The following is an 11,466-nucleotide window of genomic DNA, read 5'->3' as shown; positions in this document are numbered from 1 at the left end:
GGCCAGGCTGGGCCCTCGTGGTAACCGGTCACGCCGTGGGCGGGAGCGCGGCGAGGCTCAAGCGGGCGCAGAAGGGAGGAGCTGGAGGAGACCCTGAGGAGACCGCCGTCGGAGGCGGGCGCCGGGGCCGGCTTCTGGGACGTCCCGGCCCCTTGAGGACGTCGCGTCCATCAAGCTCCGGCGTCGAGTACAGGTCCGAGTCCTCCTGACCTGCTGCTCATGCGCCTTGTCGGGCATGAGCCTCAAGCTCCCCGACCCGTCCAGGGGGGCGCCGCGACGAGAAGGCCATCGCCAGGCGGATGGCCCAGATCCGGCGCCAGGTCAACGATCTGCTCCAGGACGGATGGGAGGCCTGGCGCCGTCGACGAGGTCCGCGCCCGCCACGAGGCCGAGACCCGGCACACGCGGCCCTCCCCAGGGGGAGGAGGGCAAGGCTGTCCGTGGACCGCAAGAAGGCGAGCCGGTCGTTCTTCGGGGCACCGAGCCTGACGACCAAGAAGATGAGGATCTACCCCATCGAGGGAAACCAGGACGCCGAGCAGACCCGCCCTCATGAACGGGTCGCCTGGCGCGCGAGACCGACGAGAAAAAGAAGACCGCAGTCGTCCTGGACAACACCAGGCTCCACCACGCCAAGGCCCTGACCGACCTCTACGCCCCCGGCCAGGCCCTGGAACGCATCACACCCATCTACACGCCCCCCCTACGCCCCCGACCCCGGGTCCCACCAAGCACGTACGGGACGCCACCAAGAACAATATCGCCAACCCCCGCGCGCTCGCCCCGCAGAACACCCTCGCGGCCTTCACCGCCTACACCACCAACCGCACCTTCGACCACGACGTCGAGCACCTCCCAGTCACACCGCCCCACACCGATCTTGTTTAATTCCAGCCATACAACACACTGGTGCCGCAGGTCAGCCACAATATTGACCCGCCCACGCTCAGTAGCCGCGGAAATCCTGTACAAGGAAGGCGCTCCATTACTTGGCGGACACCGAAGCGGGCCTCCCGCGATTCTCGCGCAGCCCTTCTGTTGGCTGGCGGAGGACAGCATCTTGGGCGCAAAAGCATCTACCTCCTCCTGGCTCCAGTCTTCAGGAAAGGCGATATTTCGACTTTCCCAGTCGGTCCACAACAAGTACTCTTCGGGAAGCGCTTCGCCAGGTCGACAGAGGTAGCGGAAGAATCTGTTGACGTCAACACCTATCCTGCCCCCAGCCTCCGTAGCGCTTCCAGCTCCTCGCAGGACGGCAGGCTGTCGTGCTCATCGACCTGCGCGCAAATCAGCTCCGGTGAAATCTTGTACTCACCGTGAGCGATAAGACCAGGGGCTGTCGCCACGTCCCGTGGAGCCAAGGCCCGGGCGGAATCCACGCTATCAGTGAGATCGTATACCAAACCGGTGCTCGCACCTCCCACGCGGTCTATACTGCACGAGGCGGGGATGTTGTACCAAGCAGTCTTTGCCGTCGTTCACTGCCATCGTTCACTGATAGGCGAAGCTAAACAAGTCGTGTTGCTTATTTCTATTCACAGGGCTGCAGCTGGACCGCCGGGCGGAGGACCCACGTCTCCGCACCTGGAAAGGGGGCTCCAGGACCCCGACAGCAAGCACAACCGCACCATGACTTGCTCTAGACAAAGTCTAGGCATCACAATCTTGGTGTACGCAGAGCTGCAGGGAGGCTGCCGTGGACTACACAGCGACGTCACGCTCAGACCCGCCGCCGACGTCGAGGAGGACGACGTGATCGACGGACTCATGGAGGCCCAGGCCGACTACCACCCTGCGGCCAGTCCCGCGCCGGGGCGCCGGGCGCGTGGGCGTTACCAAGGCCGCCGGACACCTCGGCCCGCCTCCTCAGACCGTGCCGGGTCACCGCCGGAACCCTGCCCGGCACGAGGATCTGCCGCAACTGGGCCGTGCCCGCCACCACCCTGCCCGGCTGAGCCGTCCCGGTCACGGGCAGCTCCGGCCCGGGCCCCGACAACCGCCCTGCTCCCGGCCCCGTCCGCGGGGAGCGCCCATAACCTCGCACAGTACGACTCACCGCCGAGGAGGACCAGGATGAGCTCGGACCCGTACTTCCCCTTCCGCCCCGACGTGTGGTGGCCCGACCTGTTCGAGCCGCTGAGCCGGGCCGAGCGCGAGGAGCTCATCAACGGCCTGGCGATCAGCTGGCACGAGGGCTGGGTGCCCAACCGCGCCGACGTCGAGGACCACCTCGCTGTAGACAGAGGTGAGCTCACCGCCCTGCAGGCGGCTCTGCGGAGTACTGACCGCACCTCGGCGCCTGTCGCCGTTCGTGCCTGGGCAGCCCGGCCGGCGCGAGCACTCCCACCCGGAGAGGCGATCGTCGAGTGCCCCGGCAGCGTCCAGGGGAATGCTGTGCGAACCTCCGAGTGAGCGTGGTGAGACGCGCCCGAGCCCTATCGGGTACTCGCTGAGCCTTGAGCGCCGGAAGGCTCTCACCCGCAGTCCTGGGCTCGTCGCCCCCACCCGGGACGCGGCCGAGGCGGGTGGTGCCGGTGAGCTTCTCCAGAGCCCCGTTGGCGCCCCCGTCCAGACCGCCTACAGCGCAGTCCCAGGGGACGACGACGGCGCTGTCCCACAGGCCACGACCCCACGAGGGTCCGCGCCCCGAACCCTGCCGCAGCACCGGCTGACGCAGAAGCCGCGGACGGCAGCACAGACGCGAGGCCGCCCGGGACGACTCAGCAGATGCGCGCCCCTTACCGCCGCCTCACTGTCCTACGACGGCACCGGCAGAATCTCAGCGCGGCTCGGAGCGCTCCGGACCCTGATCAAGAAAGGCGCCGACGCCGGCCCTCCGCAGACGGCGCACGGCCCTCCGCGGCCGGCGGCCGCCGTAAGGACGCGCCCGGCGGCGCGGCGCCGTCGTCGTCCCCGGAGACCCGCCCCGCTGAAGGGCCGAATGGGCCAGGAGAGCCGGAGTCAGTCAGGAGAAGCCGAGGAGCCGGGATCCGCCGTCGAGGCCTCCACCACCAGCTCGACGCGCTCGGCCAGCGCGGCCACCTGCCGCTGGAGGTCCTCGACCTGCGCGCGCGTCGCGGCCTCCTGCTCGGCGCTCTCCTCGGCCACCAGCGAGATGACCCAGGAGGCGAGCGTGGCCGTGACGACCCCGGCCAGCGCGACGCCGCCGACCATGAGCAGCACCGCCGCGCACCTGCCCACCGCCGTCACGGGGGCCAGGTCGCCGTACCCGATGGTCGTGATGGTCACCAGCGACCACCACACCGCCTCCCCGAACGTGGTGATCGGCGTTCCGGGCGCGCCCCGCTCGGCGTCGAGTACCGCCAGGGAGGACAGGAGGACGAGCAGGCTCACCCCGCCCGCCGTGTACGCCGTGATCCGCCCGCGCAGCGCGGTGCCGGCGCTGCGGTGCAGCACCCCCAGCAGGGCGACCAGCCGCAGCAGCCGCAACGGCCTGAGCACGGGCAGGGCGACGACGGCGAGGTCCGCCAGGTGCCGGACGAACCACCGGCCGCGGTCCGGGGCGCACACCAGCCGCCCCGCGTAGTCCACGGCGAAGACCGCCCAGACCACGTTCATCGCCAGCTCGGCGGCCTGCCGCCCCGCACCACGCAGGTCGGCGATCACCTCCCACGCGTAGGCGACCAGGAAGATGAGCGCGGCGGCCGTCAGCGGCCACTCGGACACGCGCTCCCACCTGCGCAGGCAGGTGCCGCGGCTTCGCTCCGACATACCGCCCATGGTAGACGACGGCGAACGCGGCGAGTTGACACGCGACGGGGGCGGCCCTATGTTTCCACCATTCTTCCGCGACTCGGAAAAACAAGAGATTGGACCGACGACGATGTCCGGCACCTCCAGGACCCTCCGCTCGAGCAACAGGCACGCCTTCCTGCGCACGCTCCTCCGCGGCACCCCCATGGCCCGCTCCGACGTCGCCGACGCCACAGGCCTGAGCACCTCCACGGTCTCGAGCATCGCCACCGAGCTCCTGGAGGACGGCACGCTCGTCGAGACCGGCACCGCCGCCAGGACCCGCGGCCGCCCCAAGGTCCTCCTCGCGCTCAACGATGCCCTCGGCACGATCCTCACCGTCCGCATCCGCCGTCAGGGCGTGTCCCTCGTCCGCTTCTCCCTCGCCCTGGAGGCCGACCAGGAGCAGCGCCTGTGCGACTTCCTGCCCGACGGCAACCGCATCCACGACCTCATCACCGAGGCGGTCCGGAGCGCCCAGAGCGACACGCTCGCCATCGGGCTCGTCCTCGAGGACGACCTGCGCAGCTCCGACGTCGCCGTCATGTTCTCCACGACGCTGTCCGCCGACTCCATCGGGCTGGCCGACCTGCTGCGGGCCGAGCTCCGCATCCCGGTCATGATCGAGCGCGTCGGGCACCTCATCGCCACCAGCGACGTCCTGGCCAGGACCCTGACGCCGGTGGAGCGCAAGAACCACGTCCTCGTCCAGGAGGCGTCCGCCAGCGCCGTCCTCGTGCAGCACGGCAGGCCGTTCCCCCTGGCCTCGCCCACCGTCGTCGACCTGCGGCCCGCCGAGTCCTTCCTCGCCGGCCGCGCGCCCGCCGGCAGCGGCGAGGCCGACCGCGCGCCCGCCCTCCTCCAGGCGCTGTTCATCCTCATCTCCTACTTCCCCGTCGCCGCCGCCGTCATCCAGTCCGAGACCTGGGCCGGCGCGACGGCGATGCACCTGGAGGACCACTGGCGCCGCATGCCGTGGGCGGGCGAGCCGCCCCGGATCGTCGTCATCTCCTCGCCCGACCCGCTCGCCAGGCTGCGCCTGCTCGCCTCGCGCGCCCGCGAGCAGGCCCTCCTGACCCCCTGACGAGCGGGCCTCCCGGCCCCCGCCGCCCGCTCCCATCCCACACCGACCCGCAGAAAGGTCCACGGAAAGCCATGCCCGATTTCACCAGCCTCATCCGCGACGGCGCGCTCTCGCTCGTCGTCTCCCTGCCCCGCAACGACCTCGACCTGGCGCGGGCGGCGCTCGACGCCGGCGCCGACGCCATCAAGGTCCACGCCAACGTCTGGCACCGCGCCAGCGGGAACACGTTCGGCTCCCTGGAGGACAACCGCTCCTTCCTGCACGACCTCATTACGGTCGCCCAAGACCGCCCCGTCGGCCTGGTGCCCGGGGCCCGCGACTCCTTCATCACGCCCCGGGAGCTCAGGGAGCTGGAGGACATGGGCCTGAGCTTCTTCTCCGCCTACGCCGACGACTGCCCCCCGTTCATGCTCGCGTCGTCCCTGACCCGGATGCTCGCCATCCACGACACCTACACCCGCGCCGACCTCGTCGGCCTGCACGACTGGGACCGCGTCGACGTCGTCGAGGCGTCGATCATCAATGGCGAGGAGTACGGCTCGCCGCTCAGCGTCACCGACCTCCTGCGGTACCGCTCCATCGTGCGCACGACCGGCAAGCCCGTCCTCGTGCCCACCCAGCGCGCGATCGACCCCGACGACGTCTGGGCGCTCCGGGCCGCGGGGTGCGGCGCCGTCATGATCGGCGCCATGGTCATGAAGGGCGCCGGCGCGTCCTGTGTGGCCGAGGCCACCCGCTCCTTCCGGCGCGCGATCGACTCGATCTGACACTCCATCCAATCCATCCCCAACAACTCCCGAAGGACACTCACCATGTGGCAGGGAATCATTATTATCCTTGTCTTCCTCGCAATCACCGCCCTCATGATCACGCGGAAGATCCCCACGCTCGTCGCCCTCCCGCTGCTCGCCGTGCTCATCGCCGTCGTCGCGGGCGTCCCGCTCATCGCCTCGGACGCCCCGGATAAACCCACCGGGGTGCTCAACGGCATTGTCGAGCAGGGCGCCATCCGCATGGCGGCGGCCTACTGCGCCGTCATCTTCGGATCCTGGCTCGGCCAGCTCCTCAACCGCACGGGCGTCACGGAGACCATTATCAAGAAGTCGGCCGAGCTCGGCGGCGACCGCCCGCTCGTGGCCGTCCTCCTCCTGTCCGCCGTGACCGCCCTGCTCTTCACCGTCCTGTCCGGCCTGGGATCGATCATTATGGTGGGAACGATCGTCCTGCCGATCTTCATCTCGATCGGCATTCCGGCGGCGACGGCGGGATGCATCTTCCTCATGGCGTTCGCCACCGGGCTCGCGCTCAATGTCGCGAACTGGCAGACATTCGCCTCCATCTTCAACGTCCCGATCAGCGACATCCGCAACTTCGAGATCATTATGGCGGGCGCCACCGCCCTGATGACGATCGCCTTCATCCTCATCCAGTTCCGCCGCCACGGCCTGCGGCTCGGCTTCTCGGCCCCGGAGCCGGACGACGACGACAAGCCGACCATCACCGGCTGGCGGGCGCCGCTGGCCATGATGACGCCCCTCGTCCCGATTGTCCTGGTCGCCGCGCTCGGGGTGCCGATCCTGACCTCATTCACCGTCGCCATCATCTGGGTGCTCCTGGTGACCCAGCGCTCCTTCACCAGGGCGATGAACACGCTCACCCGCACCTGCTACGACGGGATCACCGACGCCGCCCCGGCCGTCATCCTCATGATCGGCATCGGCATGCTGTACCTGTCCGTCACCCACCCCGTCGTCAAGGCGGTCCTCTCCCCCATGATGACGACGCTCACCCCGCACTCCGCGGTGGTCTTCGCCGTCTTCTTCGCCGTGCTGGCCCCGCTGGCCCTCTACCGCGGGCCGCTCAACCTCTTCGGGCTGGGCTCCGGGATCGCCGCGCTCATGAGCGCCTCCGGTCTCCTGCCGGTCCAGGCGGTCATGGGGGGCTTCCTGTCGGCGGAGCGCATCCAGGGCGTCGGCGACCCCACGAACACCCAGAACGTGTGGGTGTCGAACTTCGTGGGCGTCGACGTCAACACGGTCACCAAGACGCTCCTGCCCTACCTGTGGGCGACGTCGGCCATCGGCTCGATCACGGCCGCGGCCCTGTACTTCTAGTACCTCTGAAACCTCCGAATACCTCTAGAACCACCTCTGCCCCTCCGCGGGTCGGGGCCCGCCCACCGCGAGGCGGGCCCCGAGCCGGGGCACCCACCAAGGAGATGCATCCATGAAGGTGCGCATCGGCATCGACGTCGGCGGCACGTTCACCGACGCCGTCGCGATAGACGACACGACATTCGAGCTCGTCGGCTCTGTCAAGGTCCCGACGACCCACACGGCGCGCGAGGGGGTGGCGGCGGGGATCATCGAGTCCCTCCACCGGCTCATGGACAGCGCGGGCCTGACCGCCGACCAGGTGGTCTTCATCGCCCACGGCACGACCCAGGCGACCAATGCGCTGCTGGAGGGCGACGTCTCCCCGGTCGGCATTATCACGCTGGGGTCGGGGATCGAGGGCGTCAAGGCCCGGGCCGACACGCAGATGGGGGTCCTCGAGCTCGCCCCCGGGAAGACCCTGAAGACCTCGAACGAGTACATCGACAGGTCTGCCGCCACCGACCTGCCCGAGGCCATCGACGCCGCCATCGAGCGCCTGTGCTCCGCCGGAGCGAGCTCCATCGTGGCCGCCGAGGCGTTCAGCGTCGACGACGGCGCCGGGGAGCGCCTCGTCACCGAGCGCGGCAACCGGGCCGGGCTGCCGTCCACGGCGACCAACGAGATCTCCAAGCTGTACGGGCTCAAGACGCGCACGCGCACCGCCGTCGTCAACGCCTCGATCATGCCCCGGATGCTCCAGACGGCCGCCATGACCGAGTCCGCCATCAAGGCCGCGAGCATCACCTCGCCGCTCATGGTGATGCGCTGCGACGGGGGCGTCATGACGGTGGACGAGGTGCGGCGCCGCCCCATCCTGACGATCCTGTCGGGACCGGCCGCCGGCGTCGCCGGGGCGCTCATGTACGAGCGCCTCACGGACGGCCTGTTCTTCGAGGTCGGCGGCACCTCGACGGACATCTCCTGCGTCAAGGACGGCAGGGTCCAGGTCGCCTACTCCCAGGTCGGGGGCCACAAGACCTACCTGTCGAGCCTGGACGTGCGCACCGTCGGCGTCGGGGGCGGCTCCATGGTCGAGGTCTCCGGCGGGAGGCCTGTGGCGACCGGACCTCGCTCGGCCCACATCGCCGGCCTGGAGTACGAGGTCTACAGCCCCCCACTCACCGACCCCGTGCTCATCGAGGTCCGCCCCCTTGCGGGGGACCCCGCCTACGCCGCGGTCCGCGGCGCCGACGGGTCGCGACGGGCGCTCACGCTCGCGGGCGCCGCCAATATCGCCGGGCTGGTCCCGGCCTCCGACTACGCGCACGGCGACGCCGAGGCCGCCCGCACCGCCTGGAGGCCGCTGGCCAGCTCCATGGGCGTGTCCGTCGAGGACGCCGCCCGCACGGCGCTGGAGCTCGCCAGCGCCAAGAACCGGGCCGTGGCGCAGGCGCTCATGCGCGAGTACGGCATGGACCCGCGCACGACGGTCTTCATCGGGGGCGGGGGCGGTGCATCGACCGCGGTCCCCCACCTGGCGGGCGAGATGGGCGTCCAGTTCCGGACGGCGCGCAACGCCGCGGTCATCTCCCCGATCGGCGTCGCACTGGCAATGGTGCGCGACACCGTCGAGCGGACCGTCGTCGACCCCACCGAGGACGACATCGTCCGCATCCGCAACGAGGCCCGGGGCCGGGCCGAGCGCTCCGGCGCGGCCCCCGGCACCATCGAGGTCACCGTGGAGGTGGACACCCAGCGCAACCTCGTCCGCGCCGTGGCGGTGGGCGCCACCGAGATGCGGTCCGGGGACCGCTCGCGCCAGGCGCTCGATGACGCCGAGCTGGTGCGCCGGGTCGCGGACAACCTCGGCGCGGCCCCCGATGCCTGCACCGTCCTGGGCGCGACCGCCACCCTGCGGGCGGTTCGCGGCCGCGTCGCGCGGCCGCGGCTGCTCGGCCTGATCAAGCGGTTCACCACCCCGCTGCGGGTCATCGACACCGACGGCGTCATCCGGCTGCAGAAGAGCGGGGGGAGCGTGTTCCCCACAACCGCGGGCGCCTGGGAGCCGGTGGTCCGGCGCCGGGTCGACGAGGCCGTCGAGTACAACGACGGCGGCGCGAGCCTCCCCAACACCTATGTGCTGATCGGCAAGCGGATCGTGGACCTGTCGGGAATGCGCAGCGTCGAGCAGTTGACTGCGCTCGCCCGCGCCGAGCTCGCGGGCCTGGCCCCCGATGAGCCGGTCGTCGTCATCGTCACGGGACGCACGGACTGATGCGCCCAGCCCCCGCCCCGCCACGCGTTCCCGCCGCGCGCCCTGGCGGCGTCGCAGGCCCGCCCGCCGCGGCCCCCGGCGCCGCGGACCCGCTCGCCGCCCTGCCTGACTCGCGCTTCCCCCTGCCCTCGCGCCGCCTCGCGCGCGCCGAGGTGCGCGCCGACCCCGCCCTGAGGCGCACCGGCGTCGCCGCCCGCGACCGCCTGGGCGATCTCGCGTTCGACCTGGGGGAGCGGGCCGCGCTCCACCTCCTCGGCGACGAGCCCTCCGAGGAGGCGCTCCGCAAGCTGCTGAGCCGCACGGGCGGCGGGGTACGGCACGGCACCGGCGGCGTCGCGGCCGGCGTCGTGCGCCTCGGCGACTACTCGCCGCGCACGGGCGGAATCACGCTCTTCGACGACACGACCACCGAGTACGCGCGCAGGAACGGGCTGACGCCGCAGGAGGCCGCCCTGGTCGTTCTCGCCCACGAGACCCTCCACCACCTCGACGCGGCGGGGCTGGTCGAGCTTCCGCAGGTCGAGCCGCGCAAGCGGGCTCCGCGATGGCTGCGGCTGCGCGGGGCCCGGCCCCGGTCGCTGCCGGAGGCGGCCGCGCACGGGTTCGCCTCACGATTCCTTCCCGCTGATATTCAGGAGCAGGTGACATGGTTGGTTTGACCAGTACGACGACGGACAGCGCCGCCCCGCAGCGGCGGCCCTCGCTGTCCGAGACCTGGGACGTGATCGTCGTGGGCGGGGGCCCGGGAGGGGTCTCCGCGGCGGTCGCCGCCGCCAGGACGGGCGCCAGGACCCTTCTCATTGAGCAGTGCGGGTACCTGGGAGGAGCGCTCACGGCCATGGGCGTCAGCCCCATGATGACGTTCCACGCCGGGGGCACCCAGGTGGTGCGGGGCATCCCGGCCGAGGTGGTCGAGCGCCTGGTCGCCCGGGGCTGGTCCCCCGGGCACATCGAGGACCCGGTGGGGTTCGCCTCGTCGGTGACGCCCTTCGCCCCCGAGGGGCTCAAGATCGTCCTCGACGAGATCTGCGAGGAGTCGGGGGTGGCCGTCCTGTTCCACTCGACCCTCATCGACTGCATCGCCGACGACTCGCTGGTCCGGGCCATTCGCGTCACGTCCAAGCGGGGCCCGATGACGCTGCGGGCGCACGTGTTCGTGGACGCGACGGGGGACGCGGACCTCGCCGCCGCGGCCGGGGTGCCGACGCGCCAGGGCCGGGACGGGGACGGGGCCACTCAGCCGATGACAATGAACCTCAAGGTCTACGGGGTGGACTCCCGGGCCCTGGACGAGTTCCAGCGGCTGCATCCCGACCAGACCTACCAGGGCGACGGCGCCCGCGTGGCGAGGTCCGCGCGCTCGGGCATCTCCGGCGCCTACCGGATCCTGGCGGAGGCCAGGTCCCGGGGCGACCTGTCCTACGAGCGCGAGGCCGTCCTGGCCTTCGAGGGCGCCGTGCCCGGGGAGTTCACCATCAATATGTCCCGCATCGCGGGCCTCGACCCCACCGACCCCCTCGAGCGCTCCCGGGCGGAGGTCATCGGCCGGCGCCAGGCCGATGAGACGGTCCGCTTCCTGCGCGCGCACGTGCCGGGGTTCGAGCACTGCCGGCTCATGGGCACGGGCCCGAGCATCGGGGTGCGCGAGTCCCGGAGGATCCGCGGCATGCACGAGCTCACCGCCCGCGAGCTCGTGACGAACACGATGTTCGACGACGCGGTGTCGATGGGCGGCTACCCGATCGACCTCCATGACCCGGACGGCAGGTCCACCACCCACTACGTGTCGCTGCGGGAGGGCTCGTGGTACTCGATCCCCTACCGGAGCCTCGTGCCGCGCGAGCTCGGCAACCTGATCGTCGCCGGGCGGTGCCTGTCGGCGACCCAGGACGCCCTGGCGGCCGTCCGCGTGACACCGGTCGTCATGGGCTTCAGTCAGGCCTCGGGAACCGCCGCCGCCCTGGCGGCGCACACCGACGCCGTCACAGACCTGCGAACCCTGGACGCCACGGCCCTGAGAACTCGGCTGACGGCGGACGGCGTCTTCCTGGACGCCTACCGCGAACGGCGCGGCTGAGGGCGCCCGGCCTGATGCCGGTCCGGAGCCGGCCCAGCGTCCGCCGGGTGCAGCCGTGTCCCGAAAAGTGATCATCCCACGCACTTTTAGCGTCCTGCATCGCCTGGTCCGCGCAACGAAACCGCGGAATCATGCCGATTCCTGTCGCGTCCGAGGCCGTCGATCATCTTAATACTGCGTG

9 protein-coding genes are annotated in these 11,466 nt (G+C 71.0%); 8 read left to right on the top strand and 1 reads right to left on the bottom strand.

Annotated elements, in window-relative coordinates; all coding sequences use genetic code 11:
• Together O145_RS19175 and O145_RS08910 are read left to right on the top strand one after the other, a co-directional pair.
• Nucleotides 1-209: hypothetical protein (locus tag O145_RS19175; protein WP_229118467.1), on the top strand; the 209-nt coding region annotated here is incomplete at its 5' end.
• A 1,864-nt stretch (nt 210-2,073) separates the two neighbouring features.
• Nucleotides 2,074-2,412: a hypothetical protein gene (locus O145_RS08910; protein WP_043562328.1), complete on the top strand. Its 339-nt coding sequence runs from the start codon at nt 2,074-2,076 to the stop codon at nt 2,410-2,412.
• A 549-nt stretch (nt 2,413-2,961) separates the two neighbouring features.
• On the opposite strand, the gene O145_RS08905 is transcribed toward O145_RS08910, so the two are convergent.
• Nucleotides 2,962-3,732 (bottom strand): potassium channel family protein, encoded by a 771-nt coding sequence (locus tag O145_RS08905; protein WP_052374891.1) that lies wholly within the window; start codon nt 3,730-3,732, stop codon nt 2,962-2,964.
• Between the two features lie 58 nt (nt 3,733-3,790).
• On the opposite strand from O145_RS08905, the gene O145_RS08900 reads away from it, so the two are divergent.
• The 6 genes from O145_RS08900 (at nt 3,791) to O145_RS08875 (ending at nt 11,285) form a co-directional block, all read left to right on the top strand.
• Nucleotides 3,791-4,837, top strand: a complete 1,047-nt coding sequence (locus tag O145_RS08900; RefSeq protein ID WP_156966681.1) for a helix-turn-helix domain-containing protein — start codon at nt 3,791-3,793, stop codon at nt 4,835-4,837.
• A 71-nt stretch (nt 4,838-4,908) separates the two neighbouring features.
• Complete coding sequence (locus O145_RS08895; protein WP_043562326.1) at nt 4,909-5,604, top strand: hypothetical protein; 696 nt, start codon at nt 4,909-4,911, stop codon at nt 5,602-5,604.
• Nucleotides 5,605-5,649: 45 nt separating this feature from the next.
• Nucleotides 5,650-6,951: a C4-dicarboxylate ABC transporter gene (locus O145_RS08890; protein ID WP_043562325.1), complete on the top strand. Its 1,302-nt coding sequence runs from the start codon at nt 5,650-5,652 to the stop codon at nt 6,949-6,951.
• Between the two features lie 112 nt (nt 6,952-7,063).
• Nucleotides 7,064-9,208: a hydantoinase/oxoprolinase family protein gene (locus O145_RS08885; protein WP_043562324.1), complete on the top strand. Its 2,145-nt coding sequence runs from the start codon at nt 7,064-7,066 to the stop codon at nt 9,206-9,208.
• Nucleotides 9,208-9,867, top strand: coding sequence for a hypothetical protein (locus tag O145_RS08880; RefSeq protein ID WP_043562323.1), 660 nt, complete (start codon nt 9,208-9,210; stop codon nt 9,865-9,867). The genes O145_RS08885 and O145_RS08880 overlap by 1 nt, the downstream gene beginning before the upstream one ends.
• Nucleotides 9,855-11,285 (top strand): FAD-dependent oxidoreductase, encoded by a 1,431-nt coding sequence (locus O145_RS08875; protein WP_084682488.1) that lies wholly within the window; start codon nt 9,855-9,857, stop codon nt 11,283-11,285. Before O145_RS08880 ends, O145_RS08875 begins: the two co-directional genes overlap by 13 nt.
• Nucleotides 11,286-11,466: the final 181 nt, after the last annotated feature.

Origin of the sequence: Actinomyces israelii DSM 43320 (assembly GCF_000711965.1) — a bacterium.
Classification (GTDB): domain Bacteria; phylum Actinomycetota; class Actinomycetes; order Actinomycetales; family Actinomycetaceae; genus Actinomyces; species Actinomyces israelii.
The sequence above is the reverse complement of the archived record's forward strand: the minus strand, read 5'-3'. Positions and strand labels throughout refer to the sequence as shown.

Excerpts from the sequence above, each read along its gene's own strand:
- O145_RS08910 (WP_043562328.1), top strand. The coding sequence starts at position 2,074 with ATGAGCTCGGACCCGTACTTCCCCTTCCGCCCCGACGTGTGGTGGCCC.
- O145_RS08905 (WP_052374891.1), bottom strand. The coding sequence starts at position 3,732 with ATGTCGGAGCGAAGCCGCGGCACCTGCCTGCGCAGGTGGGAGCGCGTG.
- O145_RS08900 (WP_156966681.1), top strand. The coding sequence starts at position 3,791 with ATGTTTCCACCATTCTTCCGCGACTCGGAAAAACAAGAGATTGGACCG.
- O145_RS08895 (WP_043562326.1), top strand. The coding sequence starts at position 4,909 with ATGCCCGATTTCACCAGCCTCATCCGCGACGGCGCGCTCTCGCTCGTC.
- O145_RS08890 (WP_043562325.1), top strand. The coding sequence starts at position 5,650 with ATGTGGCAGGGAATCATTATTATCCTTGTCTTCCTCGCAATCACCGCC.
- O145_RS08885 (WP_043562324.1), top strand. The coding sequence starts at position 7,064 with ATGAAGGTGCGCATCGGCATCGACGTCGGCGGCACGTTCACCGACGCC.
- O145_RS08880 (WP_043562323.1), top strand. The coding sequence starts at position 9,208 with ATGCGCCCAGCCCCCGCCCCGCCACGCGTTCCCGCCGCGCGCCCTGGC.
- O145_RS08875 (WP_084682488.1), top strand. The coding sequence starts at position 9,855 with ATGGTTGGTTTGACCAGTACGACGACGGACAGCGCCGCCCCGCAGCGG.